General features: G+C 47.9%; 22 protein-coding genes. 17 read left to right on the forward strand and 5 right to left on the reverse strand.

All coding sequences use genetic code 11. From position 1 onward, the window contains the following. Positions 1-51 precede the first annotated feature (51 nt). On the reverse strand, positions 52-831 hold the full coding sequence (locus BMX82_RS09700) for an RNA methyltransferase (RefSeq protein ID WP_091768351.1): 780 nt from the start codon (positions 829-831) through the stop codon (positions 52-54). Between the two features lie 142 nt (positions 832-973). Between BMX82_RS09700 and BMX82_RS09705 the strand changes: the two genes are divergently transcribed. From BMX82_RS09705 to BMX82_RS09735, 7 genes are all read left to right on the forward strand, one after another. After that, complete coding sequence (locus BMX82_RS09705) at positions 974-3,154, forward strand: translocation and assembly module lipoprotein TamL (RefSeq protein ID WP_091768608.1); 2,181 nt, start codon at positions 974-976, stop codon at positions 3,152-3,154. 73 nt (positions 3,155-3,227) lie between these two features. Further along, positions 3,228-4,031 (forward strand): MBL fold metallo-hydrolase, encoded by an 804-nt coding sequence (locus BMX82_RS09710; RefSeq protein ID WP_091768354.1) that lies wholly within the window; start codon positions 3,228-3,230, stop codon positions 4,029-4,031. Between the two features lie 18 nt (positions 4,032-4,049). Further along, positions 4,050-4,553 (forward strand): DMP19 family protein, encoded by a 504-nt coding sequence (locus BMX82_RS09715; protein WP_036911105.1) that lies wholly within the window; start codon positions 4,050-4,052, stop codon positions 4,551-4,553. A gap of 1 nt (position 4,554) precedes the next feature. Next, the gene (gene smpB / locus BMX82_RS09720) at positions 4,555-5,037 is read left to right on the forward strand and encodes an SsrA-binding protein SmpB (protein ID WP_091768357.1); all 483 of its coding nucleotides are present in this window, start codon (positions 4,555-4,557) and stop codon (positions 5,035-5,037) included. Next, a complete protein-coding gene (gene metH / locus BMX82_RS09725; protein ID WP_091768360.1) occupies positions 5,034-7,778 on the forward strand; it encodes a methionine synthase in 2,745 nt (914 codons plus the stop codon). The genes smpB and metH overlap by 4 nt, the downstream gene beginning before the upstream one ends. A gap of 47 nt (positions 7,779-7,825) precedes the next feature. Then, on the forward strand, positions 7,826-9,316 hold the full coding sequence (locus BMX82_RS09730) for a glycoside hydrolase family 10-like protein (protein ID WP_036911238.1): 1,491 nt from the start codon (positions 7,826-7,828) through the stop codon (positions 9,314-9,316). A 4-nt stretch (positions 9,317-9,320) separates the two neighbouring features. Further along, positions 9,321-9,989 carry a hypothetical protein gene (locus tag BMX82_RS09735; protein WP_036911101.1) on the forward strand — a complete coding sequence of 223 codons (669 nt, stop codon included), beginning with the start codon at positions 9,321-9,323 and terminating at the stop codon, positions 9,987-9,989. Here BMX82_RS09735 and BMX82_RS09740 read toward each other — a convergent pair. Beyond that, complete coding sequence (locus tag BMX82_RS09740; protein ID WP_091768363.1) at positions 9,986-10,429, reverse strand: hypothetical protein; 444 nt, start codon at positions 10,427-10,429, stop codon at positions 9,986-9,988. The genes BMX82_RS09735 and BMX82_RS09740 overlap by 4 nt on opposite strands. A gap of 173 nt (positions 10,430-10,602) precedes the next feature. Here BMX82_RS09740 and BMX82_RS09745 point away from each other — a divergent pair, with 173 nt between their 5' ends. The 7 genes from BMX82_RS09745 (at position 10,603) to rsxA (ending at position 16,407) form a co-directional block, all read left to right on the forward strand. After that, positions 10,603-11,019, forward strand: a complete 417-nt coding sequence (locus BMX82_RS09745; protein ID WP_036911097.1) for a SoxR reducing system RseC family protein — start codon at positions 10,603-10,605, stop codon at positions 11,017-11,019. A 30-nt stretch (positions 11,020-11,049) separates the two neighbouring features. Continuing rightward, positions 11,050-11,931 (forward strand): Fe-S cluster domain-containing protein, encoded by an 882-nt coding sequence (locus tag BMX82_RS09750; protein WP_036911095.1) that lies wholly within the window; start codon positions 11,050-11,052, stop codon positions 11,929-11,931. Continuing rightward, a complete protein-coding gene (gene rsxC, locus BMX82_RS09755; RefSeq protein ID WP_091768366.1) occupies positions 11,928-13,295 on the forward strand; it encodes an electron transport complex subunit RsxC in 1,368 nt (455 codons plus the stop codon). The genes BMX82_RS09750 and rsxC overlap by 4 nt, the downstream gene beginning before the upstream one ends. 112 nt (positions 13,296-13,407) lie before the next feature. Beyond that, positions 13,408-14,409, forward strand: a complete 1,002-nt coding sequence (locus BMX82_RS09760; RefSeq protein WP_036911091.1) for an RnfABCDGE type electron transport complex subunit D — start codon at positions 13,408-13,410, stop codon at positions 14,407-14,409. Continuing rightward, positions 14,406-15,032, forward strand: coding sequence for an RnfABCDGE type electron transport complex subunit G (locus tag BMX82_RS09765; RefSeq protein ID WP_036911090.1), 627 nt, complete (start codon positions 14,406-14,408; stop codon positions 15,030-15,032). The genes BMX82_RS09760 and BMX82_RS09765 overlap by 4 nt, the downstream gene beginning before the upstream one ends. A gap of 111 nt (positions 15,033-15,143) precedes the next feature. Continuing rightward, the gene (gene rsxE, locus BMX82_RS09770; RefSeq protein WP_091768369.1) at positions 15,144-15,737 is read left to right on the forward strand and encodes an electron transport complex subunit RsxE; all 594 of its coding nucleotides are present in this window, start codon (positions 15,144-15,146) and stop codon (positions 15,735-15,737) included. A gap of 67 nt (positions 15,738-15,804) precedes the next feature. Then, positions 15,805-16,407: an electron transport complex subunit RsxA gene (gene rsxA / locus BMX82_RS09775; protein WP_036911088.1), complete on the forward strand. Its 603-nt coding sequence runs from the start codon at positions 15,805-15,807 to the stop codon at positions 16,405-16,407. Between the two features lie 44 nt (positions 16,408-16,451). On the opposite strand, the gene BMX82_RS09780 is transcribed toward rsxA, so the two are convergent. Next, positions 16,452-19,046, reverse strand: coding sequence for a glycoside hydrolase family 3 C-terminal domain-containing protein (locus BMX82_RS09780; RefSeq protein WP_255396588.1), 2,595 nt, complete (start codon positions 19,044-19,046; stop codon positions 16,452-16,454). A 292-nt stretch (positions 19,047-19,338) separates the two neighbouring features. On the opposite strand from BMX82_RS09780, the gene ilvC reads away from it, so the two are divergent. From ilvC to BMX82_RS09795, 3 genes are read left to right on the forward strand one after another with little or no spacing between them, the layout of a single operon-like run. Beyond that, positions 19,339-20,388: a ketol-acid reductoisomerase gene (gene ilvC / locus BMX82_RS09785; protein ID WP_036911086.1), complete on the forward strand. Its 1,050-nt coding sequence runs from the start codon at positions 19,339-19,341 to the stop codon at positions 20,386-20,388. Between the two features lie 54 nt (positions 20,389-20,442). Next, positions 20,443-20,907: a MaoC family dehydratase gene (locus BMX82_RS09790; RefSeq protein WP_036911085.1), complete on the forward strand. Its 465-nt coding sequence runs from the start codon at positions 20,443-20,445 to the stop codon at positions 20,905-20,907. Between the two features lie 31 nt (positions 20,908-20,938). Next, a complete protein-coding gene (locus tag BMX82_RS09795; protein ID WP_091768372.1) occupies positions 20,939-22,390 on the forward strand; it encodes an amidophosphoribosyltransferase in 1,452 nt (483 codons plus the stop codon). A 7-nt stretch (positions 22,391-22,397) separates the two neighbouring features. Here BMX82_RS09795 and BMX82_RS09800 read toward each other — a convergent pair whose 3' ends face one another. Together BMX82_RS09800 and recJ are read right to left on the reverse strand one after the other, a co-directional pair. Continuing rightward, a complete protein-coding gene (locus tag BMX82_RS09800) occupies positions 22,398-24,293 on the reverse strand; it encodes a RecQ family ATP-dependent DNA helicase (protein ID WP_091768375.1) in 1,896 nt (631 codons plus the stop codon). After that, a complete protein-coding gene (recJ, locus tag BMX82_RS09805) occupies positions 24,290-26,011 on the reverse strand; it encodes a single-stranded-DNA-specific exonuclease RecJ (protein WP_036911079.1) in 1,722 nt (573 codons plus the stop codon). Before recJ ends, BMX82_RS09800 begins: the two co-directional genes overlap by 4 nt. Between the last annotated feature and the right edge of the window lie 111 nt (positions 26,012-26,122).

Consider the following 26,122-nt stretch of genomic DNA (forward strand, 5'->3'; position numbering starts at 1 on the left):
TGATAAGGGGACTACATCTTTACACACGCCTGCGCATTAGGTGGATTACGTTTATTGGCGTCGGCGGAACTCAGAGCAGGTGATGGCAGTGGCGATAGCTACGTTGAGACTGTCGACAGTGTCACCATTGTGGAAATTTGGTATTAAAAGTCTTCGGTTGACCAAGGCGCGCACCTCACCAGAGATACCGTTACCCTCGTTACCCATGATGATAAGACCATGGTTAGAGAGCTCTTGTGTATAGATATTCTCACCGTCTAGGAAGGTTCCATAGACAGGGAAGTCTTGGGGAAGCGACTTTAGCAGGGCGGTAAGATCAATATAAATTATGTTCACGCGCGCAATACTGCCCATGGTGGCCTGAACCACCTTAGGGTTGTAGGCGTCGACAGTATCGTCGGAGCAGTAGATGGTAGAAATGCCAAACCAGTCGGCTATGCGGATGATAGTGCCGAGATTGCCAGGGTCTTGGATGCCATCAAGAGCAAGGGATAGCCCTTCTTGCATCCCTTCGGTAGTAAACGACCTGAGATTCGCAACAGTCTCGGGGATCACCCCTTTAGGCCCTTGTGGCAGAGGAAAGAGGGCGAGAACCTGTTGAGGATGCTGCTGGAAACTTAGACGGCGGAGTTCGTCGTCGCTGACTTCTGTAGCCTCTGTGGTAGGGTTATTCTTAATCCACTCGGCTGTGGCGTAGACGGAGTGGGGCTGGTGGCGCTGTAGCAAATCACCTACAACCTTAGTGCCCTCGGCAACGAAGAGTCCTTCGCGGCGGCGAAACTTCTTTTGCTCGAGCTGTCGGATAAATTTAAACTGATTTTTACTGATCATTTAAAAAAAGTCGTTAATTCTGATGCAAAGATACGAAGAAATTGAGAATTAAGAATTGAGAATTAAGAGTTTTTTTGTAATTTTGGCCCCAAATTAATGAGAATTGAAGATTCGGAATAAGAAAACGGGAGTGATAATATCTATGGTGGTTGTGCTATTGTTGTGCAGCTGCTCAGTTACGCATAATCTTGATGATAATGAATTGATACTTGACAAGGTAAAGGTCGTTTCTGATAGGAAATATAAGGACATTAGTACCTCACAACTGAAGAATTACGTGAGGCAGAAGGAAAACGCTCGTTGGTTTTTGTCGATGAAGATACCTTTGGGCGTGTATGCGTTGGCGGGTAAAGATAGTTCTTGGGTAGGACGTACGCTCCGACAGATGGGCGAAGCACCTGTAATTTACGATACTCTGTTAGCCAGACAGACGTGCGATGACCTACAGCAGGCGATGCGGAACAAAGGCTATTTGGATGCTCAGGTGGAGTTGTTTGTAGACCAAAAGAAGAAAAAGAAAATTGACGCTATCTATGTTCTTCACCCAGGGAAACCTTATTACATAACTCCGCTTGAAACCGATATTCAGGACTCTACGATTGAGAGGCTGTTGAAAGAACGTAAGTCGCTGTTGAGCGAGGGTATGCAGTTTAACGTAGAGACGATGGCACAAGAGCGCTCAGATGTATCATCGTTCTTGCAGGACAGAGGCTATTTCAGGTTTCATAAGGAGTATGTGAGTTATAAGGCAAGAAAAAATGAGAACCTGCACCATGTAGCACTGGCAAAGGTACTACATCCTTATCAGATAGATGAGGGGCGTGACACGCTGCATAGCCAGTACCGCATTCGTAATCTCAACTATGTCAGTGGAGCGCAGGGCGATTCTGCCATACATTTAAGGCTGCGAGTGCTCGAAGAGAACACATTCCTGAAACCTGGCAGCCTCTACTCTGCATCGGATTTGCAAAATACTTATAACCATTTTGGACGATTGGGAGCTGTGAGATATACCAATATTAGTTTTGAGCAGGTGGCTGATACCGCGCTGCTTGACGCAACCATACAGGTACAGACGAACAAACCCTCGACAATCAGTTTCCAACCAGAGGGTACCAACACGGCAGGCGATTTCGGTGCCGCAGCCTCACTGACCTATCAAAACCGTAACTTGTTCAGGGGTTCGGAGACCTTCAGTGTGCAATTACGCGGTGCCTATGAGGCTATCAAGGGCTTGGAGGGCTATCGCAACCAGGACTATATAGAATATAGTGTGGAGAGTAGATTGTCTTTTCCACGATTTTTGTTTCCTTTTCTGAATAGTGATGTGAGGCGTAGAATCACGGCCACTAGTGAGGTGTCGCTATTGTATGACTCGCAGGATCGCCCAGAGTTCCACCGAAGGGTGCTCTCTACAGGATTCCATTACCAGTGGAAACCTCAGAAACACCGTGACAGCTATAGTTTAGACCTAGTGGATTTAAACTATGTGTTTATGCCTTGGGTGAGTCAGACTTTCAGGAGGGAATATCTTGAAAACGAGTCGAACTCGAACGCAATCCTGCGCTATAACTATGAGAACCTGTTTATCATGCGCATGGGCTTTGGTTATAGTTATAACAATGGGCGACTGGCACTGAAGACACATGTAGAGTCTGCTGGTAATTTGTTGGATTTGTGTGCCCATAGTTTTAGAGCCGAGAAGAACTATTTGGGACAATATCGTGTGTTCAATATCGCCTATGCCCAATATGTGAAGGCCGACTTTGATTTTACACGACAGTTATTGGGAGGTAAGCAGGATCAGTTGATATTCCATTTGGGATTTGGCATTGCCTATCCCTATGGTAATAGCCAGGTACTGCCTTTTGAGAAACGCTACTTCTCAGGAGGTGCCAACAGTGTAAGAGGATGGACTGTGAGAAGTTTGGGCCCAGGACGGTATAAGGATAAGGATGGTAGGATAAACTTCATTACACAAACGGGTGATATGAAGTTTGATTTGAATTTGGAATACCGCACCCATCTGTTCTGGAAATTCTATGGCGCTTTGTTTGCAGATGCGGGTAACATCTGGACATTGCGCAAATACGATGAACAGCCAGAAGGGCAGTTTACCTTACGAGGACTTGTGAACGATTTGGCGGTAAGCTATGGTATGGGACTGAGACTGAATTTCGATTACTTTATATTAAGATTCGACCTTGGTATGAAGGCCATCAATCCAGCTTATGAGACAGAGGAAGAGGCACATTACCCGCTGATTCACCCCAGAATGGGGCGCGATCTGGCATTTCATTTCGCAGTTGGACTACCATTCTAATATAAATAAATCAAAATTAATTTGGTATTTCGCTCGATTTGCACTACCTTTGCACGAAAATTAAAAAATAAGGATGTTGAAATTTATATCGTTTGGAAGCGGCAGCAGTGGAAACTGCTATTACCTTGGTACCGCCACAGACGCACTCCTCATAGATATCGGCGTAGGTATACGCACCCTGAAAAAACACTGCAGGGACTATGGCGTAAGCCTTAGTACGGTGAAACGTGTACTAATCACTCACGACCATGCCGATCATATTAAATCGGTTGGCTCGTTCAGCTACGATTATCAGGTGCCTGTGTATGCTACGGAAAAGGTGCATAATGGCATTAACCACAACTACTGCGTGACCCGTAAGGTGAGCGATGAGAAGAGGAAGGTGCTGAAAATTGGTGAGACGGTGCAATTAGGCGACTTTACGGTGAGACCTTTTGCTGTGCCTCATGATGCTACAGAGAATGTGGGCTATGAGATTCTGGTAGAAGGAATGACCTTCGTGATATTGACTGACGTGGGCAGTGTGACTGATGACGTGAAGCAGGCAATCTCCAAAGCCGACTATTTGGTGATTGAGGCTAATCACGATGTGGAGATGCTGGAAAACGGACCATATCCTGCCTATCTGAAGAAGCGTATACTCAGCGATAGCGGACACCTGTCGAACGATTTATGTGGACGCGTGTTAGCTGAAAATATGTCGGAACACTTGAAGCATGTGTGGCTCTGTCACCTTAGCGAAGAGAATAATCATCCAGAACTCGCTCGCAAGACGGTGGAGACTATATTGAGAAGTTATGGCATCGTTCCAGGAAAAGACTTGGAGTTGGAAGTGCTTCGTAGAACCATGCCCACGGGAGTGTATGAGTTAATATAGAATCAAAAAAGAAGTGCGATGAAAGAGGTTATTGTAAAAGATGCAGATTTGCAGCAGGCTGCTATGGAGGGTATGGATGCCTTTATTGGTGTGTTTACCCATGCCATTCATGATGCCATTGGCGGAGAATTGACTGCCGAGAATATGGGCGAGTTGAATAGCGATCAGATAACGCTTCTCTCATGGGAGATTCTGCACGAGGAGTTGATGGATGGTGGATTCGTGCAGTTGATACATAATGGTTACGGCCCTTTCATCTTCAAGAATCCGTTTGCTAAAGCCCTGCGTCAGTGGGAAATGCGTGGACCATCGAAGATGATTTACGACGCTCACACACTATGGTTGAAGTATCGAGACGAGATAGAGAAAGACTGTAGTGACGAAGAGTTTATGGCACTCTTTGAGAAATATCCGGAGTTCGATGACCTCGATGATCTCTTCATTGAAAACGAGGAAGAATGGACTGATGACATCGCCCACTATATCGACGATCATCTGGAGCACTTCGCAACGATAAAATGATATGAACAAGACAGAGGAACTGCTCAGAAAGAAGAGCCCTATACAAATCAAGAATAAGAAGGCTTCATTTGAATACTTCTTTATTGAGACCTACACAGCAGGCATTGTGCTGACGGGTACGGAGATCAAATCCATTCGTCTAGGCAAGGCCAGCTTGGTTGATACCTACTGCACTGTGATTAATGGTGAACTGTGGGTGAAGGGTATGAGCGTGAGTCCTTACTTCTATGGGGCGTACAACAACCACGAGATGAAGCGTGACCGCAAGCTACTGCTTACCAAGAAGGAGATAAGAGCTTTGGAGAGTGCTACCAAACAAACGGGTTATACCATTGTTCCTACGTTGGTGTTTATCGACGATAAAGGGCGTGCAAAGATGGATATTGCGCTCTGTAAGGGTAAGAAGGAGTACGACAAACGTCAGACGCTGAAAGAGAAGGAAGACCGACGTGAGATGGATAGAGCAATGAAAGTGTATAAATGAGCAGACTTAACGATATAATCAAACAGCGGATACTCATACTCGATGGAGCGATGGGTACCAAAATACAGACATACGGTCTTACGGAGGAAGACTTCCGTGGAGACCGTTTTGTGAATTTAGAGGGGCAGATGAAGGGCAACAACGACATGCTCTCACTGACACGTCCTGATGTGATAGCCGACATCCACCGTCAGTATCTGGCGGCGGGAGCCGATATTATAGCAACCAACACTTTCAGTAGTCAGCGTATATCGCAGGCAGACTATCATCTGGAGGATAAGGCCTACGAAATTGCCTTTGAGGGTGCAAGAATTGCTCGTCGTGTGGCAGACGAATTCTCTACCCCGGACAAGCCCAGATTCGTGGCTGGTTCTATGGGGCCGACAAATAAAACCTGTTCGATGTCACCTGATGTGAGCAATCCTGCTGCTAGAGATTTGACTTACGACGAGTTGTTGGCTGCATATGAAGAGCAGGCTGAAGCACTGATAGCGGGTGGGGTAGATGCTCTGCTTATTGAAACTATCTTCGACACGCTGAATGCCAAAGTCGCCATCGATGCTGTTGATCGTGTTATGACGAAAAAAGGTGTTGAACTGCCAATTATGCTCTCTGTAACGGTGAGTGATCTGGCAGGGCGTACTCTGAGTGGGCAGACACTCGATGCTTTCCTCGCCAGCGTCAGCACCTACAATATCTTCTCTGTAGGGTTGAACTGCTCGTTTGGTGCCACGCAGATGAAGCCTTTCCTGCGTGAGTTGGCCAAGCATGCGCCATACTATATTAGTGCCTATCCTAATGCAGGTCTTCCCAATTCGATGGGACTTTACGATGAGACCGCAGAATCGATGGCGCCCAAAATGGGCGAACTTGTTGATGAGGGACTGGTAAATATTATCGGCGGCTGTTGTGGTACTGATGAGACGTTTATTGCCGCTTATGCGCCACTGGTAGAAGGAAAGAAACCTCATGTGCCCGTAGAGAATCCCATGACGATGTGGCTCTCTGGACTCGAATTGCTTGATGTCACTCCTGAGGTGCAGTTTGTGAATGTGGGTGAACGTTGTAATGTGGCTGGTTCACGAAAGTTCCTTCGTCTCATTAAAGAGAAAAACTACAACGAGGCCATCGGTATTGCCCGTAAACAGGTGGCAGATGGTGCCCTTGTGATAGATATCAATATGGACGATGGTTTGCTCGATGCTAAGACCGAGATGGTGAACTTCCTCAACATGATTGCTGCAGAGCCGGATATTGCTAAGGTGCCTGTCATGATAGACTCCTCAGACTGGGAGGTGATATGTGCAGGACTGAAATGTGTACAGGGCAAGAGCATCGTGAATTCTATATCACTGAAAGAGGGTGAGGAAAAATTCCTCGAACATGCTCGCGACGTGAAGCGCTATGGTGCTGCGGTGGTGGTGATGTGTTTCGATGAGATAGGTCAGGCCACAAGTTATGAGCGTCGCATAGAGATAGCAGGTAGAGCCTACAAGTTACTAGTTGAGCAGGTGGGTATGAATCCGCTCGATATTATCTTCGACCCCAATGTGCTGGCTGTGGCCACAGGAATGGAGGAGCACGATAGCTATGCGCTCGATTTCATTCGTGCGGCAGGCTGGATTAAGGAGAATCTGCCTGGTGCTCACATCAGTGGTGGAGTAAGTAACCTGAGTTTCTCGTTTCGCGGTAACAACTATATTCGCGAGGCCATGCACGCCGTATTCCTCTATCATGCTATCCAGAAAGGCATGGATTTCGGGATCGTAAATCCTTCAACGAAGGTAACGTATTCGGATATTCCTCAGGAGGAACTTGATGTTATCGAAGACGTTATACTGAATCGGCAAAAAGGGGCGGCTGAAGCGCTTACTGAGTTGGCGGGACGGTTACTGGAGGAGCAGGAAAAGAAGCGTACCCAGACTGCCATTGACTCCTCCGTTTCTGAAGAAGAAAAAGAAAACCTACCTCTGGATGAGCGTCTGGAGAAAGCGCTTGTCAAAGGCATAGCCGATCATCTGGAAGCAGATTTGAAAGAGGCACTTGAGTCTTATCCTCATGCAGTTGATATTATTGAAGGGCCACTGATGGCGGGTATGAATACCGTAGGTAAGCTATTTGGTGAGGGTAAGATGTTTCTTCCTCAGGTGGTAAAGACTGCTCGTACCATGAAGCAAGCCGTTGAGATATTGCAGCCTTATATCGAAGCCGAGAAAACCGCAGGCGCAAAAAGCGCGGGAAAAGTGCTGTTAGCAACGGTTAAGGGTGATGTACATGACATTGGTAAAAACATCGTAGGTGTGGTGATGGCATGTAATGGCTACGAGATCATTGACATGGGAGTGATGGTGCCAGCCGAACAGATAGTGCGAAAGGCCAAAGAGGAAAATGTAGATCTGGTAGGTCTGAGTGGTCTGATTACTCCAAGTTTGGAAGAAATGGTCAACGTGGCACAGGAGTTGGAAAAAGCAGGTATGAATATACCTATCATGATTGGCGGAGCCACTACCAGCGAACTGCATGTGGCACTGAAAATAGCCCCTGTTTACGGTGGCCCTGTGGTTTGGATGAAAGATGCCTCGCAGAATGCCCTTGTGGCATCAAGATTGCTAAGTGATGAACAGCAGGTTGAGCAGGAACTGGCAGAGAAATATGAACAGCTGCGAGTGGAATATCAGCATGAGCAAATAAAACTCTCGTCAATCGAAGAAGCAAGAAAACAGAAACTGAATCTTTTCTAATAAGATAAAAAAGTATAGATATGGGAAATAATTATAATGATAAGGTGATGGGATTGGTGAAATGGTTTTTACCTTTTTGTCTTTTTATTCTTTTACCTTTCTCTTCCGCAGCGCAGAAGCGTGAGATGCGTGGCGCGTGGATACAGTGTGTGAACGGACAATTCCAAGGTATGGGCACTGAGAAGATGCAGCAGACGCTGACCTATCAGTTAGATGAGTTGCAGAAAGACGGCGTCAATCTGATTATCTTTCAGGTGCGCCCTGAGTGTGATGCCCTTTACGAGAGTAAGCTGGAGCCTTGGAGTCGCTTTCTGACAGGAGTTCAGGGCAAAGCTCCGTCCCCCTATTGGGATCCTCTGCAGTGGATGATTGATGAGTGCCACGAACGTGGTATGGAATTGCATGCATGGATTAATCCCTATCGTGCTAGAACAAAGACCACAAAAGAGTTGGCGCAGAACCATATTGCCAGACGTGCACCACAGCGTTGTTTTGAATACGATGATTTGCTGATACTGAATCCCGGTATTCCCGAGAATCGCGACTATATCTGTGAGGTGGCCAGAGATATTGTTACTCGTTACGATGTCGATGGTATCCATATGGACGACTATTTCTATCCCTATCCCGTTAAGGGCGTTTCTATTCCAGATGCTGCTCAGTTTCGTCAGAACTCAAATGGTATAAAGGATGTGAACGATTGGCGTCGTTATAATGTTGATCTCTTTGTAGAGCAGTTCTATAAAACCATCCACGAGGCCAAGCCTTGGGTGAAGGTGGGGATTTCGCCCTTTGGTATCTATCGCAACAAGAAAAGTTCGCCTATTGGCAGTAACACGAATGGCACACAGAACTACGACGATTTGTATGCCGACATCCTATTGTGGATAAATAATGGCTGGCTTGATTATTGTGTGCCTCAGATTTACTGGGAGATAGGTAATAAAGCCGCTGACTATGAGACCCTGATTAAGTGGTGGAGTCAACATGCTGCAGCACGTCCGCTGGTGATTGGCGAAGATGTAGAGCGTACGGTGAAATTTTCGGATCTTCAGGATCCTAACCGCAACCAGCAGAGTGCAAAAATGGCCCTCCATCGTCAACTGCCCTATGTAAAGGGAACAGTGCTGTGGTATGCTAAGGCAGCTGTTGACAATGTGGGAAACTATGGTAGCAACCTGCGCAACGTGTATTGGAAAACACCCGCCTTGCAGCCATCTATGGAATTCATCAGCAACAAGGCACCTAAGAAGGTGCGTAAGGTGAAGCCCGTATGGACCAGTGACGGCTATATTCTCTTCTGGACTGCTCCCAAGGGTAAGGACTGGAGTGATACGGCTACGAAATATGTAGTTTATCGTTTTGCCAAAGGTGAGGTGCAGAATTTGAATGATGCTTCGAAAATATGTACCATCACCAATCAGACCTTCTATAAACTACCATACGAGAATGGTAAGGAAAAATGTGTTTATGTAGTAACAGCCTTGAACCGTCTGCAGAATGAGAGTAAGCCCGTAGTTAAGAAAATAAAACTGTAACGATATGAAAAGGAGGAATCAGGCATTATGGCATGGCGCATGGGTATTATTATTCTCTATTCAATACTTACTATTCATTTCTTGTGGTAACAAGAATCTTTCGTCAGAAGTCCTGCAACATAAACTCGACAGCATAAAGACCATCGAAATTCGTGAGCGGCTGGAGGCACAGGGTATCAACCTCCAGAGCTCTGATAATCCTATCAAGATGTTCTTCGATAGTCTCGATATCCAGCCGTTACCCATCAGCTATACCGAAGACTTTGTGAGATTCTTACCTGCTTTTAAACCGGTTCCACAGGAGATAGTAACATATCTGAACCTCGAAGGAAACCATCCTAAGGCTATCGCTGTTTCCGAGAGTCTTGGAGCCCGTATGATGTTATTGGCAGCCGACGAGACAAGCGAGGAAGAGCGTTATTCAATATACCTTTATTCACTTGACGACGAGTATATGCCCGTCGATAAGCTTTGTCTGTATGCAGTTGAGGATGAAGAAGATGAATTCAGTATTAATCCTGAGGAATTTATACAGTATTTCTCAATTACTAGCGATTACGAAATACATCTGTTAGACTATTCTAAGCAGGCTCATCAAACGCGTACAGAGGAGGTGTATTATGTGGATCCGTCGCGTCATTTCGTGCTTCAGAACAGTGAGTCCTACGATTAGTCTTCTTTCAGCAGATTTTCGAGAAAGTTGTCCAGATCTTTGTCGAGCCCTGCCATCAGGTCGGGATTGATGATTACTATCTCATCGTCAACAAGATAAAGTTCCTCTACCGTTTCCTTGTCTTCATCTTCAAGAACAAGTGAGAATGGCTTCAGTATTGACATGTTCTCTACAATGTCTTTCAGGTTCTCGATACACTTGCGAATCACTGAAGGCACCTGTTGATAGAAGTCCTCATCGGTATTGCCGATCCATTCTTCTACCACACAACGGTCCAGTTCTTCGTCATTGTCGTTGTAGGCTCTGATTTCACCTGTCTCCTGTATCACACGGATATGGATATCGGTCATGTCATTGGCCTCTGCTTCTGGAGGAAACTTAGCGGCAATCTTGCGAATGGCGCGTTCAATCTGCTGAATAGTCTGTTCACTGGCTTTCATCTTCGTTTCAATTTAATTCCGTTGCAAAAGTAGTAAAAATCGGTGTAATTGCAAACGATTACGACTTTTTTTTGAAATTATTCTTAATTCTTAATTCTTAATTCCCTTTTTTATTGTACCTTTGCATTTGCAAAGTCGAGTTTACAAAACCGATAACTTACCGAAGTGGGCTCATGAGTACTAAAATAAGTCATTCTGGAATCATCGAATCGATAACGGGTGGATGTGTTAGGGTACGCATTCTTCAGACTTCGGCTTGTGCAGCCTGTAAGGTGGCTGCCCATTGTCATGCCTCAGAGTCGAAAGAGAAGATTATTGATGTCTTCAATTGCGATACAGCAGCTTTCAACGTGGGACAGAATGTCACGGTGTGGGCTTCGCGTGATGTAGCAAACAGAGCCCTTTTATTGGGGTTCGGTCTGCCTTTCGTTATCATGATGGCCGTATTGCTGGCGGTGCTTCTGTTTACTGGCAGTGAGGGACTTGCCGCTGTATCTGCCTTACTCTCGCTCGCACCTTATTATCTGATCATCTTCTCTTGTCGGGGTATGATTCAGAAGAAGATATCCTTCTCAATAGAAGTTAAGTAATATAAACTAAAACAAATAAAAAAAGCATTTATGAATTTCATCTTAATTGCAGTGATTGTCTTGGGAACCATCGGTTTGATTGCCGCTGTGGTACTTTTTCTCGCATCCAAGAAGTTTGCTGTTTATGAAGATCCCCGTATTGCGCAGGTCAGCGAAGTATTGCCTGGCGCTAACTGCGGTGGATGTGGATTCCCTGGTTGTAGCGGTATGGCCGATGCCCTTGTGAAAGGATCCGATGCCGGAAGTATTGATGGACTCTCTTGTCCTGTTGGTGGTGCCGATGTCATGGGTAGAGTGGCTGATCTGCTCGGTATGGCTATTGCCAACTCAGAGCCTATGGTAGCCGTGGTGAGATGTAACGGTACTTGCGAGCATCGTCCGCGTATCGCTGAATATGCAGGTCTGCGCACCTGTGCTGCCATGCATGCCTGTGGTGCTGGTGAGACGGCTTGTGGCTTTGGCTGTCTGGGTTGTGGCGATTGTGTTGTGGCCTGTCAGTTCGATGCCATCCGTTTGAATCCGGAAACTGGTATTCCCGAGGTCGACGACGATAAGTGTACCTCTTGCGGTGCCTGTATGAAGGCATGTCCGCGTGGTATCATCGAACTTCGTAAGAAAGGACCGAAGAGTAGAAGGGTATTTGTCTCATGTGTCAACAAAGACAAGGGCGCCGTTTCTATGAAGGCATGTAAGGTGAGCTGCATCGGTTGTGGTAAGTGTGAGAAGGAGTGTCCCTTCGGCGCTATTACTGTAGAGAACAATTGTTCATACATCGATTTCAACAAGTGTCGCCTGTGCCGCAAGTGTGTGTCGGTGTGTCCTACTCATGCCATTCGCGATGTGAACTTCCCCACGCCTGCTCCGGCTCCGAAACCTAAAGAACTTAAAAAAGAAGAGGAGGTAAAAGCATGAACGTAAGGACATTCAGTATAGGTGGTATACACCCTGAGGAGAATAAGCTCTCTCACAACGAAGCTATTGTGGTCGCAGCCCTGCCCAAACAGGCAATTTTTCCACTGAGTCAGCATATTGGCGCTCCCGCTAAACCCGTAGTTAAGAAAGGTGATAAAGTGAAGGTAGGTACGATGATAGCCGAGGCTGGTGGATTCGTCTCTGCCCCCATTTTCTCATCAGTCAGCGGTACGGTTTTTAAGATTGATACAGCCATTGATGCAACAGGCTATCGCAAACCTGCCATTATTATTAATGTAGAAGGCGATGAGTGGGAAGAGACTATTGACCGTTCTGACAAGTTGGAGTTGGTGGCCGATCATCCCGAACTGACGCCTGAGGAGATTGTCAGTCGTATTAAGGATGCAGGCGTCGTTGGTATGGGTGGAGCTTGTTTCCCCACCTTCATCAAACTCACGCCGCCGCCAACAGCCAAGGCTGAGTGTGTAATCATCAACGCCGTAGAGTGTGAGCCTTATATTACCGCCGACTTCCGCCTGATGATGGAGCGTGCCGACGAGATTCTCGTGGGGCTGGAACTCTTGATGAAAGGTGCAAAGGTAACAACGGGCTATATCGGTATCGAGACCAATAAGATGCCCGCCATTGAACTGCTTACCGAGAAATGTGCTAAGAAGTTCAATGGAACAGAATATCATGTTGAGGTGGTGCCCTTGCAACAGCGCTATCCGCAGGGTGGTGAGAAGCAGTTGGTTGATGCTGTAATCCGCCGTCAGGTACCGGCTCCTCCCGCTATTCCTGTCAATGTCGGCGCCATTGTTCAGAATGTTGGTACTGCTTTAGCTGTATATGAGGCTGTGATGAAGCATAAACCACTCTTTGAACGTTGCACTACTGTTACAGGTAAGCGTTTGGAACATCCTGGCAACTTCCTCGTTCGTATGGGTACACCGATGATAAACCTGATTGAGGCCTGCGGTGGTATGCCCGATGGCGACAATAAGTTGCTGGCAGGTGGCCCTATGATGGGTAAGGCCCTCACTAGTGTTGAGGTGCCCATTTGTAAAGGAACTAACTCTGTGACGATTATCTCTGCCGAAGAGGCTCGCCGCAAGGAACCACAGCCCTGTATCCGTTGTGCCAAGTGTGTCTCAGCATGTCCTATGGGATTGGAGCCTTATCTGCTTGCCAAACTCTCAGAGGTAAAGAACTGGGAGCGTGGCGAGCGTGAAGAAATTGTCAGTTGTATTGAGTGTGGTTCGTGTCAGTTCACCTGTCCTGCTCATCGCCCGCTCCTCGATAACATCCGCCAGGGCAAATCCACAGTCATGGGCATCATCCGCGCTCGCACCGCTAAAAAATAAAAATTAGGCACTGATTAACGCGGCTTTATAAATAAAGACACGGCCAGCTGCGCAAAAAGCAGCGTCTCTCAAAGAGAACCGCGTGATCCGTGCCAAAAATAAATAAAGAATTATGGGAAAATTAATTGTATCACTTTCGCCACATGCCCACGGAACTGACTCGGTAGAGCGCAACATGTATGGTGTCATCATTGCTCTGATGCCCGCTCTGCTTGTGTCGTTCATTTATTTCGGTCTGGGTTCGGTTGTTGTAACGACAACCAGTGTGGCTGCCTGCGCTTTCTTTGAGTGGGCTATCAGCAAGTATATCCTGAAGCAAGGTAAGAACACGGTGATGGATGGCTCGGCCATCCTTACAGGATTGTTGCTTGCTTTCAACCTGCCCTCAAACCTCCCCATCTGGATTATCCTCATTGGTGCGCTTTTCGCCATCGGTGTGGCAAAGATGAGTTTTGGTGGGTTGGGCAATAATCTCTTTAATCCTGCACTCGTAGGTCGTGCCGCTCTGTTGGTGGCCTTTCCTGCACAGATGACATCATGGCCTCAGGCTGGCCAGTTGACTAGCTATCTCGATGCAGAGACTGGTGCTACACCTCTTTCCATTATGAAAGAGGCTATCAAGAGTGGCGATGCCTCTGTCTTGGATAAGCTGCCAGAGAGTCTGCACATGTTTATCGGTCTGCCTTCAGAGTGCGGCTATGGTGCCGGGTCACTGGGTGAGGTTTGTGCCTTAGCACTTCTCATCGGCCTTGCTTTCATGTTGTGGAAGAAGATTATCACTTGGCACATTCCGGTATCGATTATCGGAACGGTGTTTGTCTTCGCAGGTTTACTCCATTTGGCTAATCCAGCATACGCCAATCCGATCTCTGTTATTCTTTCGGGTGGTCTGATGCTTGGCGCTATCTTCATGGCTACCGACTATGTGACGAGTCCTATGACGCCTAAGGGACAACTTATTTATGGTGTGGCCATCGGTTTCCTTACCATTGTCATCCGCAACTGGGGTGCTTATCCTGAGGGTATGTCGTTTGCCATTCTCATCATGAATGCGTTCACGCCGCTTATAAATAATTATGTGAAACCAAAACGTTTCGGGGAGGTTGCAAAATGAAGAAGCTTGAATCATCTTTAACGAATATGGTGCTGGTGCTCACAGGAGTAGCCGTTATCATGGGTGGTATCCTCGCTTTTGTAAACCATCTTACCGAGGGACCTATCAGTGATCAGAAAGCCAAGGCACTAGCCGACGGCATCAAAACCGTGATGGGAGTCGATAACCTGAAAGTAGCCAAGACCGACACGGTTCGTCAGAACGATGCTAAGGGCAAAGAACTGACTTTCGTGATCTACCAGACTCAGGATTCAAAGGGAAAAGATCTTGGCGCTGCTGTAGAGAGTACCACTGGTGGCTTCGGTGGCGATTTGAAGGTGCTTGTTGGTTTCGATGTAGAAGGTCAGATTCTTGGCTATACGCTCTTGGAGCATGCTGAGACACCAGGACTTGGTGCCAAGGCCGACAAATGGTTCCAGAAGGGCGAAAAGGGTGATATTATCGGAAAGATCCCCGCAGAAGCTCTGACGGTGTCTAAGGATGGTGGACAGGTGGATGCCATCACGGCTTCAACCATTACCAGCCGTGCCTTCCTGCTCGCAGTCAATAATGCTTATAAGGCCTACAAGGCCACACCCGCTACAGATGCGGAGACAGGAGCCACTACTAAGAAAGAGAATTAGATACGGATTAACACGGCTTTATAAATAAAGACACAGCCTGCTGCGCACAAAAGCAGTGCTTCTCAAATGAGAGCCGTGTAAATCTGCGCCAAAAATATAAATATAAGGATTATGAACTATATAGGAATTATCAAGAACGGCATAATCAAGGAGAACCCCACATTCGTCTTGATGCTCGGTATGTGTCCTACGCTGGCCACAACCACCAGTGCTCTCAATGGCCTGTCGATGGGCCTTGCCACGATGGCGGTACTCATCTGTACCAATTTAGTCATCTCGTGTCTTAAATCAGTCACTCCTGATAAGGTGCGCATCCCTGTGTTCATTGTTGTGATAGCCGCCTTTGTGACCATTCTACAGATGGTCATCAAGGCTTTCCTGCCCGACATCGATGCTGCTTTGGGATTGTTCATCCCACTGATTGTGGTCAACTGTATCATTCTCGGTCGTGCTGAGGGCTTTGCTTCGAAGAACTCACCTGTAGCCTCACTCTTCGATGGCATTGGCATCGGTCTCGGCTTTACGTTGGGTTTGACGCTCCTTGGCATCTGTCGCGAGCTGCTGGGCTCTGGTTCTGTTTTCGGCCTCACCATGTGGCCCGAGACCTACAATATTCTGCTCTTCGTTTTGCCTCCGGGAGCCTTCATCACCTTAGGTTTCCTCATCGCAATCGTGAACAAATTAAGGAGACAAGAATACAAGTAGTTCAAGGAGTCCAATACATATGTCCTGAACTCCCTGTCTCCCTGAACTCCTAAAAAATAAAAGCATTATGGAATATATACTGATTTTTATTAGCGCCATTTTCGTGAACAACATCGTGTTGTCACAGTTTCTCGGCATCTGTCCGTTTTTGGGCGTATCAAAGAAAATCGATACCTCGCTGGGCATGTCGGTAGCAGTAGCCTTTGTGCTAACGTTGGCCACCATCGTTACCTGGCTGGTACAGAAATATGTGCTTGATGCCTTTGGCTTGCAATACCTGCAGACCATCGCCTTTATCCTCGTTATCGCCGCATTGGTTCAGATGGTCGAGATTGTGCTGAAGAAGGTATCGCCAGCCCTCTATCAGGCGCTGGGTATCTTCCTGCCGCTGATTACTACCAACTGTGCCGTGCTTGGCGTGGCCATCCTCTGCATCCAGAAAGACTATAATCTGTTGCAGTCTGTGGTCTATGCTTTCTCTACGGCCCTTGGCTTTGGTTTGGCACTCACCGTCTTTGCCGGTATGCGCGAACAACTCGAGTTGGTAAAGATTCCCAAGGGCATGCAGGGTATGGCCATTGTCATGCTCTCCGCTGGTCTGCTGAGTCTTGCCTTCATGGGCTTCTCAGGAGTCGACGGCGGTCTGAAGCTCCTTTTCGGGTTAGATTAAAAAAAGAGCAGGCTTCCAATCGGAAGCCTGCTCTTTTTATGTGTTTATTTCACTACGAAGTCGAGTGATTGGAGGTCTTTGTCCAATGACGAGGTGCCGTAGAGAATCTGGTAGCGACCTGAACGGGTGGAGAGTTCGTCGATGCTTTCGTCATAGTATTCGAACGACTCGCTATCGAGGGTGATGGTGGCATTTGCAGTCTCACCAGCCTTGAGTGAGAGCTTCTGGAATCCCTTCAGACTCTTGATGGGAGCGTCGGGGTAGTCGAGTGCCTTGACATATACCTGAATAGTCTCAGTACCCTCGCGACTGCCGGTATTGCTGACGGGAACGGTGAGTGTTACCTTGCCGTCTTTCTTCATGGACGACTTAGACAGCTGACCTTTGCCGACTGTGAACGTGGTGTAGCTGAGGCCGTAGCCAAAGGCATACTGAGGCACACCTGTGAAGTAACGATAGGTGCGGTTCTTCATCGAGTAGTCGAGGAAGTCTGGCAGGTCGTTGTTAGAGCGATAGAACGTTACGGGAAGCTTGCCGCCAGGGTTATAGTCACCAAAGAGCACATCGGCTAATGCCTTGGCACCACCCTGACCTGCATACCAAGCCTGCAGGAGAGCGTCGTACTCATTCTCGACACTACCGAAGGCGATGGCAGAACCAGAACAGTTGACAAATACCACGGGCTTGCCTGTGGCGTGCATGGCCTGAAGGAGCATCTGCTGAACTTTTGGCAGTTCGATATCCGCCTTGTCGCCGCCTTCGCCCTCCATCTGGGCAGAGATACCACCGATGATGATGATAGCGTCGGCAGTGCTTACTTCCTTAGCCAGATCAGTGAAGTCGGCAAGGTTGCGTTCGCAGATGTCGCCACGCAGCATGGCAAACTGACCATTTCCGCGACGATATTCAACCTCGAGATCATAGGTCTGTCCCTCCTGAACAGGGAAAGACTTGTACTCAACCTTACGACCGAAGCCGAAACCACGGCGCATGCCACCCTGAACCTCTTCTACCATCTGACCATTGACACGGAGGATATACCCGTTGTCGGTCATGAGTGTGTACTTCATCTCACCAGTGAAGGTCGATTTGTACTGACCGCTGATGCGTACAGAGACTGAGTCGCTGTTGACACCTTCGGCAAAGCCCCAGGCACCGAAAGTAGAGAAGTTGAGCTCGTTGTAGAAAGCTGTCTTGACAGGAGCGCCTTCGAGGTTACGGTTGTTGAAGAATTCAACCTTCACGCCCTGACCATCGTTGAAATCGCCGAGATGACGGATGGTGTTGTACTCGTCGTTGAGCTCACAGGCCTTGCGGTAGATGATGTTGGCTCCAGGCACAGCAGCCTTGATGCCTTCGAGCAACGAGTGGGTATGAGCCTGCGTAGGTGTGCCGCCATAGTTACCATTGAGCATGGCAGCATCGTCGGCATTAGGACCAAGAACGGCGATGGTTTTGATATCTTTAGAAAGCGGCAAGATGCCGTTGTTCTTGAGTAGCACCATCGACTCGCGGGCGGCCTGAGTAGCGAGGGCGTCGAACGGCTCGCTGCTGATGACATCAGAACCCAGCTTAGCCCAAGGCAGCATGTCGGCAGGGTCAAACATTCCGAGCTCGAAACGACCTGTGAGCGTCTTACGCAGATGCTGATCGAGATCGCTCTCTTTGATGAGGCCTTTCTTCAAACCCTCGGTGAGTGACATGAACACCTTGCCACACTCGAGGTCGGTGCCATTGAGAACTGCATCGACAGATGCCGAGAGTCCGTCCTTATGTGTCTCGTGTTGACCACGGTTGAAGAAGTTGTTGATGGCGTCACAGTCGGTAAGCACGATAGCGTCATAGCCCCATTTGTTACGCAGGATGTCAATCAGCAGACGGTCGCTGGCGCAGCAGGGGGTGCCTTCGAAACGCTGATAAGCGCACATCACCTCACGAACATTCGCCTTCTTGACCAAGGCTTTAAAGGCGGGGAGGTAGGTCTCCCAGAGGTCGCGGTTTGATGGCTCGACATTCATGGAGTGGCGCAAGGGCTCAGGACCGCTGTGAACGGCGTAATGCTTAGCGCAGGCATGGGTCTTGAAATAGTGGTCATCGTTACCTTGCATGCCGAGAACGGTCTGTACGCCCAGTACGGCATTCATATAAGGATCTTCGCCACAGGTCTCCTGCCCACGTCCCCAACGGGGATCACGGAAAATGTTGACGTTAGGACACCAGAAGGTGAGCTCGGGATTTCCTGGATAGTAGACCACGCCCATAGGTACATTAAATATATTATGGTCGGAGCGGTTCCAGTTTGCTCGGGCTTCGTCGCTCACGGCAGAGAATACATTATAGAAAAGCTGCTCACTGAAGGCTGCAGCCATGCCGATGGGCTGGGGGAACACGGTGTAGCCGTCCTGACGAACGCCATGGCAGGCTTCACTCCACCAGTTGTAGGAGGGAATGCCGAGGCGGTCGATGGAGGCCGATTTGTTCATCATCAGTCCCACCTTCTCTTCAGGGGTGAGCATAGAGATGAGGTTTTCTACGCGCTCAGCTGTTGGCAGCTTGGGGTCTTGCCAAGCATACTTCGTCTGAGCCATTGTGCTGACGGAAAGTCCAGCCAGCAGGGTCAGAAATAGGAATCTTTTCATGTACAAATAGTTTATAAATTTAGTTAGAATCTTACAATTACGCTGCAAAGGTAAGAATAAAAATTCTTTTGGAAAACTTTTTTGCAGAAAAGATGAAAGATAATTTGGCAGTGTCGTGGCAAATTGCTAACTTTGCAACCGATTTCTAAAGTTAACCCCTCGTCGGAGTTTCGTGTAAGCTCTGGGTGGACTGATAAAATAATAAAGGTGGTGAACACCAAGCGTCTGGTTCTCGGGAAGGGCTGGCATAGTACACAAGGGATATGTATAACATTTAAAAACAAAAGCTATTATGGCACAAATGAATTTTGGTGGCGTTATTGAAACTGTTGTCACCAGCAAAGAGTTCTCACTTGAGAAAGCACGTGAAGTATTAAAGAATGAAACGATCGCAGTGATCGGTTATGGTATCCAGGGTCCTGGTCAGGCTTGTAACCTGCGTGACAATGGATTTAACGTTATTGTCGGTCAGCGTCAGGGAAAGACATATGACAAGGCTGTTGCCGACGGATGGGTTCCTGGTGAGACGCTGTTCTCTATTGAGGAGGCTGCCGAGAAGGGTACCATCCTCTGCATGTTGCTTTCTGATGCTGGTCAGATTCAGCAGTGGCCTACCATTAAGAAATATCTGAAGCCTGGCAAGACTCTGTACTACAGCCATGGCTTTGCCATCAACTGGAGTGATCGTACAGGTGTGGTTCCTCCAAAGGATGTCGACGTGATTATGGTTGCTCCTAAGGGTAGCGGTACTTCACTGCGTACCATGTTCTGCGAGGGCCGTGGTCTGAACTGCTCGTATGCTGTCTATCAGGATGCAAGCGGTAACGCAAAGGAGAAGACACTGGCCTTTGGTATCGGTATCGGTGCAGGTTACATGTTTGAGACAACATTCCAGCGTGAGGCTACCTCTGACCTGACAGGTGAGCGTGGCTCTCTGATGGGTGCCATTCAGGGACTTTTGCTTGCTCAGTATGAGGTACTCCGTGAGCACGGACACTCTCCTTCGGAGGCTTTCAACGAGACCGTTGAAGAGCTGACTCAGAGCCTTGGCCCGTTGTTCGGTGAGAAGGGTATGGACTGGATGTATGCCAACTGCTCGACAACGGCACAGCGTGGTGCACTTGACTGGGCTCCCCGTTTCCATGATGCCATCAAGCCTGTTATGGAGTGGCTTTATTACTCTGTGCAGACTGGTAACGAGGCGCAGATTAGCATCGATTCTAACTCTAAACCTGACTATCGTGCAGGTCTTGAGAAGGAACTTGAGGCTATGCGCAATCAGGAAATGTGGCGTGCCGGCGAGACCGTACGCAAACTGCGTCCAGAGAATCAAGACGTATAATCTAAATAGGAAATTGCGGGGGTGTGTACCCCCGCAATTCATTTTTATAAAAGTATGGGAAAATTAGTAATTAATTCGTATGATGAATTCGCAGCCCATCTGGGCGAGGAACTCGGAGCCTCAGACTGGTTGCAAGTAGATCAGGACCGCATCAACCTGTTTGCTGATGCCACACTCGACCATCAGTGGATACATGTAGACGTGGAGCGTGCCAAGGAAGAGAGCCAGTACAAGAGCACTATTGCTCACGGCTATCTGACTCTTTCGCTGTTGCCCTACATGTGGGACCAGATCATCGAGGTGAACAACATTAAGATGCTCGTAAACTACGGCATGGACAAGATGCGCTTCGGACAGCCGGTAATCACTGGTTCTAAGGTGCGTCTGGTAACAAAACTGCACAATATACAGAATCTGCGTGGTATCTGCAAGGCAGAAATCGAGTTCCGCATAGAGATTGAAGGACAGCGCAAGCCTGCACTCGAAGGTATTGCTTCGTTCCTGTATTATTTTGTATAAACAAACTATAAAAGAAAGAAAAGGATAACGTATGGGAGGCTTTTTTGGTACCATCTCCACGAAATGCTGCGTGAACGACTTGTTCTACGGCACAGACTATAACTCTCACCTTGGCACAAAGCGAGCAGGACTGGTAACTTATGACACGGAAAAGGGATTCAGTCGTAAGATTCACAATCTTGAGCGTGATTATTTCCGCTCTAAGTTCGAAGATGAATTGGACTCGTTCTCAGGCAACCAAGGTATAGGTGTGATCAGTGATACTGATCCACAGCCAATACTCGTGAATTCACACTTGGGTCGCTATGCTGTAGTGACAGTAGCGAAGATTAATAATCTGGAAGAAATAGCTCAGGAATTGCTGGATCGCAGAATGCACTTCAGCGAATATTCTGCCAATACCATCAACCAGACGGAGTTGGTGGCATTGCTCATCAACATGGGACGTACCTTTGTTGAGGGTATCAATCTGGTGTACAAGAAGATTGAAGGTTCTTGCTCGATGCTGATTCTGACGGAAAAGGGTATCATTGCCGCAAGAGACTTCTTGGGACGTACGCCAATTGTTGTTGGTAAGAAAGAGGGAGCTTATGCCGTGTCGAGTGAGACTACGAGTTTTCCGAACCTTGACTATCATCGTGAGAGAGACTTGGGGCCTGGAGAGATAGTACTTCTGACAGCAGATAAGATGGAGGTGCTGCAGGAGCCTTTCAAACGTGAGCAGATTTGCTCGTTCTTATGGGTCTACTACGGATTCCCCGCATCAGACTACAATGGTATCAACGTTGAGAATGTGCGTGAGACGAATGGTAAGATGATGGGTGAACAGGATGATACGGATGTGGACTGCGTTTGCGGTGTGCCCGACTCAGGTGTTGGCATGGCATTGGGTTATGCAGAGGGTAAGGGCGTACCCTATAAGCGTGCCGTGCTGAAATATACACCTACATGGCCTCGTTCGTTTACACCTGGCAATCAGGAACGTCGTTCACTGGTGGCTAAGATGAAGCTGATACCAAACCCGGCACTGCTGAAAGACAAACGTGTGGTGTTCTGCGACGACTCTATTGTTCGTGGTACGCAGTTGAAGGATAACGTTAAGACCTTCTTCGAGTATGGTGCTAAGGAGGTTCACTGTCGTATCTCATGTCCGCCATTGGTATATGGTTGCCCGTTTATCGGCTTTACCTCGTCGAAGAGCGACATGGAACTGATTACACGTCGTATCATCAAGGACTTTGAGGGTGATGACAAGAAGAATCTGGAGAAATATGCACAGACAGATTCTCCTGAATATAAGCGTATGGTTGATGAGATTGCCAAGCGTCTGGGCCTGACATCATTGAAATTCGCTAAGTTGGAAGACTTGATTAAGTCGATAGGTATGGAGAAGTGTCATGTCTGTACACACTGTTTCGATGGCTCAAGCTATTGTCATGAGCACGACAAGGAAGATGAGCGTCAGATGAAAATCGAGTTCTAATAAAAATTCAGACTTTTAAGAGCATACCGTCTTCCTGACGGATAATCTCTTCTTTGAAGAGATATTCGAGCGCGGCATCCAGTTCTGCAGTAGGCAACTGGATGTCGCGTATGTCTGTAATGGGGTGGGGCTTCCCGTCGTCAAGCAGAGAAAGAATCTGCGTCATGGCTTCGTTGAGACGGGGCTCTGATGCTGCACTCTTATGATGGTCCAGGCATACGTCGCACTGATGGCAATCGTGACTATTCTCCTCGCCAAAATAGTGAAGCAGCTGTCGGCTACGGCAAATGCTGTCATTGGTGGCATAGCTGAGCATGGCATGGATACGCAGGGTAAACTGGTGCTTACGCTCTTCGTAGACGGCAGGCATCAACAGGATATGCTCTTTATCTTCGCGTCGCTGTGTATAGCGGATATAAGGTGTCTTCTTTTGGGGAATGAAGTGTAGGATATGGCGCTGGCTGAGACTCTTTAGAATCATGTAAACCTGATGTGGCTGTATACCGCATTGTGAAGCCAGAAATGCCTCGTCGATGTAGTTGTAGTCGGTAAACAGTCCACCGTAGTTACGCAAAAGTGCTGTGACGACCTTTTCTTCGTTGGGCGTGTTGCTTTCCAAACGATAGAGATCGTTCCTGTCGAGGGTAAACATCACGCGAGCTTGGTTGTCTTGCTCTTCGGTATATTCGATATAGCCGGCACGTGTGAGAATTTTCAGGGCAGCGTCTACTTGGATGGGAAAATGTCGGTAGGTGTGGCAGAACTTATCGATGTTGAACTCGAAAGTATGACCATAGCCCGAACCAACACCAATCTGATAATAATAGGCCAGATGTTCGTAGATCTCACGGATATAGTCTTTTTCTGGGAAGGTGTCGGCAATACGTTTCTCGAGTTTACGTTTGTCGGAATCATTGTAAAGCAGCACGGCATAGGCCTTAAAACCATCTCGACCAGCACGTCCGGCTTCCTGGAAATAGGCTTCTGTACTATCGGGGCAATCAATGTGCACAACCAGTCGGACATCGGGTTTGTCGATACCCATACCAAAGGCATTGGTGGCAACCATCACGCGTACCTTATCTTCTTGCCACGCTTTCTGGCGGTCGTCTTTCACAACGCTGTCGAGTCCGGCATGATAGAAAGTGGCAGAGATGCCTGCCTCGTTGATGAGGTCGGAGAATTCTTTTGTGCGGCGACGGCTGCGTGCATAGACAATGGCCGAACCTTTCATGCTACTGAGGATATGGAGCAGTTCTTCGCGCTTGTCGGCTGTACGGCGTACCACATAGGCCAGATTCTTTCGCTCGAAACTCATGCGGAAGACTCTTTTCTCTTGGAAGGAAAGACGGTCTTGGATATCATCGACAACCTGAGGGGTGGCTGTCGCAGTAAGTGCCAGTACGGGGATATTTGGCAGGAACTTGCGGATCTTTGCTATTTCAAGGTATGAAGGGCGGAAATCATAACCCCATTGCGAGATACAGTGCGCTTCGTCGACAGTGATGAAACTGACCTTCATATGGCGAAGTTTTGTCTGAAAGAGGTCTGAGGAGAGACGCTCAGGCGACACGTAGAGAATACGGATATCGCCAAAGATACAGTTCTCAAGGGTCATGATGATTTCCTCGCGAGTAAGACCCGAGTAGATGGCTGCAGCACGAATGCCTCGACGTCGCAGGTTATTAACCTGGTCTTTCATCAGGGCGATAAGCGGGGTGATGACGACACAGGTCCCCTCCATTGATAATGCCGGAACTTGAAAGGTAATACTCTTGCCTCCACCTGTGGGCATAAGTCCCAGCGTGTCGTGACCACTGCCTATGGACTCGATGATCTCGCGCTGAATACCGCGGAAATCATCGTAGCCCCAATAGTGTTTCAGTATCTCTTGATAGTTCACTCTTCCGAGGGTTGAATATCCTCAATCTGCAGTTGAACCTCTGTGCGCTTGTATATGTTGTCTTCGATGGTGTAGACAATGTCGAACGAACGTTTCGACTTAATATAGCGCGCAGCAGCACTCTGGCCAAAAGCAATACCGTTAAGAACATTGCTCGACTTGGAATCGACAAGCTCCAGCTTGATGTGTTCCTGCTGGCGACCTACCACCTTTGAGGTGCCATAGTCGTAGACATTACGAGTGCAGAAAAGCGGCTTCGGATTGTCGGGGCCGTGAGGTGCAAATTTCTTCAGGTCGTTGTGCAGTTTCTTGGTGACATCTTTGAAGTCGATAACGGCATTGATATCGAGAGTCGCTTCGGTCTGTTCGGGCTGAATATGCTCCATGACGTATTTCTGGAAACGGCGACGGAACTCAGGGATGTTTTCTATCTTCAATGACAGACCTACGGCATAGGTGTGTCCGCCGAAGTTTATGAGCAGATCGCGACAACTCTTGATGGCATCGTAGACATCATAGCCAGCCACACTGCGCGCTGAGCCTGTGGCAACACCATTGAAATTGGTGAGTACTACCGTCGGACGGTAATAAAGCTCAGTCAGGCGAGAGGCAACAATACCAATGACACCTTTCTTCCAGTTCTCATCGTAAAGCACGATACTGGCATGATGCTTCTGGCTTTCAAGTTTAGCTACAATCTGGTTGGCCTCTTCTGTCATCTGTTTGTCCACATCCTTACGCTGCTCGTTATATTCGTTGATGTGGTTAGCTTCTGCCAGCGCCTTCTCAAGGTCGCGCTCTACCAACAAGTCTACAGCCTCTGTACCGTTCTGCATACGTCCCGACGCATTGATACGTGGACCAATCTTGAAAACGATATCGCTCATGGTAATCTCACGTCCTGTAAGACCGCAAATCTCAATAATCGACTTTAGTCCCACTGATGGCGCAGTGTTCAGCTGCTTTAGTCCGTGGAAAGCCAGAATACGGTTCTCGCCCATGATAGGTACGATGTCGGCAGCGATGCTGACAGCACAGAAATCGAGTAGAGGGATAAGCCGTGAAAAGGGAATGCCGTTGTTTTTGGCAAAGGCCTGCATGAACTTAAAGCCCACACCGCATCCGCACAGATGCTTGAATGGGTAGGTTGAGTCAACGCGCTTGGGATTCAGAATAGCCACAGCCTCGGGCAGTTCATCATCGGGCACGTGATGATCGCAGATGATGAAATCAATACCTAAGCTCTTGGCATAGGCGATTTCGTCGATTGCCTTAATGCCGCAATCGAGCACAATAATCAGTTTGATACTCTTCTCAGCCGCATAGTCCAACGCTTTTTTGCTGATACCGTATCCCTCTTCATAGCGATCGGGGATATAGTACTCCATGTTGGAATAGAACTGCTGTAGAAATTTGTACACCAAAGCTACCGCCGTACATCCATCGACATCGTAGTCGCCGTACACCATGATGCGCTCTTTACGCCCCATGGCATCGTTGAGTCTGTCTACTGCCACGTCCATGTCGTTCATCAGGAACGGATCTATCAGTTCGTTTAGCATCGGGCGGAAGAATCGCTTGGCTGCGCTCTCCGTTTTGATGCCACGCTGAATAAGCAGGTCGGCGAGGATTGGGCTCATCCCAATCTTCTCTCCCAGCTCTTTAGCCGCCGTCTGTCGTTCTGATGTAGGTGGTTCGTAATTCCATTTGAAATGCATTAATATATTTATTTTTTATTCTTATCGCTTTGGTGGCAAATGGGTACAATAACCCAATATAGCGCCCAAAGGTAAGCATAAAAAATGAAATAACGGCATAATCTGCTCATT

Source organism: Prevotella sp. khp7, assembly GCF_900109055.1.
GTDB lineage: Bacteria > Bacteroidota > Bacteroidia > Bacteroidales > Bacteroidaceae > Prevotella.

Coding starts and splice junctions, on each gene's coding strand:
- BMX82_RS09700 (WP_091768351.1), bottom strand. CDS start 831: ATGATCAGTAAAAATCAGTTTAAATTTATCCGACAGCTCGAGCAAAAG.
- BMX82_RS09705 (WP_091768608.1), top strand. CDS start 974: ATGGTGGTTGTGCTATTGTTGTGCAGCTGCTCAGTTACGCATAATCTT.
- BMX82_RS09710 (WP_091768354.1), top strand. CDS start 3,228: ATGTTGAAATTTATATCGTTTGGAAGCGGCAGCAGTGGAAACTGCTAT.
- BMX82_RS09715 (WP_036911105.1), top strand. CDS start 4,050: ATGAAAGAGGTTATTGTAAAAGATGCAGATTTGCAGCAGGCTGCTATG.
- smpB (WP_091768357.1), top strand. CDS start 4,555: ATGAACAAGACAGAGGAACTGCTCAGAAAGAAGAGCCCTATACAAATC.
- metH (WP_091768360.1), top strand. CDS start 5,034: ATGAGCAGACTTAACGATATAATCAAACAGCGGATACTCATACTCGAT.
- BMX82_RS09730 (WP_036911238.1), top strand. CDS start 7,826: ATGGGATTGGTGAAATGGTTTTTACCTTTTTGTCTTTTTATTCTTTTA.
- BMX82_RS09735 (WP_036911101.1), top strand. CDS start 9,321: ATGAAAAGGAGGAATCAGGCATTATGGCATGGCGCATGGGTATTATTA.
- BMX82_RS09740 (WP_091768363.1), bottom strand. CDS start 10,429: ATGAAAGCCAGTGAACAGACTATTCAGCAGATTGAACGCGCCATTCGC.
- BMX82_RS09745 (WP_036911097.1), top strand. CDS start 10,603: ATGAGTACTAAAATAAGTCATTCTGGAATCATCGAATCGATAACGGGT.
- BMX82_RS09750 (WP_036911095.1), top strand. CDS start 11,050: ATGAATTTCATCTTAATTGCAGTGATTGTCTTGGGAACCATCGGTTTG.
- rsxC (WP_091768366.1), top strand. CDS start 11,928: ATGAACGTAAGGACATTCAGTATAGGTGGTATACACCCTGAGGAGAAT.
- BMX82_RS09760 (WP_036911091.1), top strand. CDS start 13,408: ATGGGAAAATTAATTGTATCACTTTCGCCACATGCCCACGGAACTGAC.
- BMX82_RS09765 (WP_036911090.1), top strand. CDS start 14,406: ATGAAGAAGCTTGAATCATCTTTAACGAATATGGTGCTGGTGCTCACA.
- rsxE (WP_091768369.1), top strand. CDS start 15,144: ATGAACTATATAGGAATTATCAAGAACGGCATAATCAAGGAGAACCCC.
- rsxA (WP_036911088.1), top strand. CDS start 15,805: ATGGAATATATACTGATTTTTATTAGCGCCATTTTCGTGAACAACATC.
- BMX82_RS09780 (WP_255396588.1), bottom strand. CDS start 19,046: ATGAAAAGATTCCTATTTCTGACCCTGCTGGCTGGACTTTCCGTCAGC.
- ilvC (WP_036911086.1), top strand. CDS start 19,339: ATGGCACAAATGAATTTTGGTGGCGTTATTGAAACTGTTGTCACCAGC.
- BMX82_RS09790 (WP_036911085.1), top strand. CDS start 20,443: ATGGGAAAATTAGTAATTAATTCGTATGATGAATTCGCAGCCCATCTG.
- BMX82_RS09795 (WP_091768372.1), top strand. CDS start 20,939: ATGGGAGGCTTTTTTGGTACCATCTCCACGAAATGCTGCGTGAACGAC.
- recJ (WP_036911079.1), bottom strand. CDS start 26,011: ATGCATTTCAAATGGAATTACGAACCACCTACATCAGAACGACAGACG.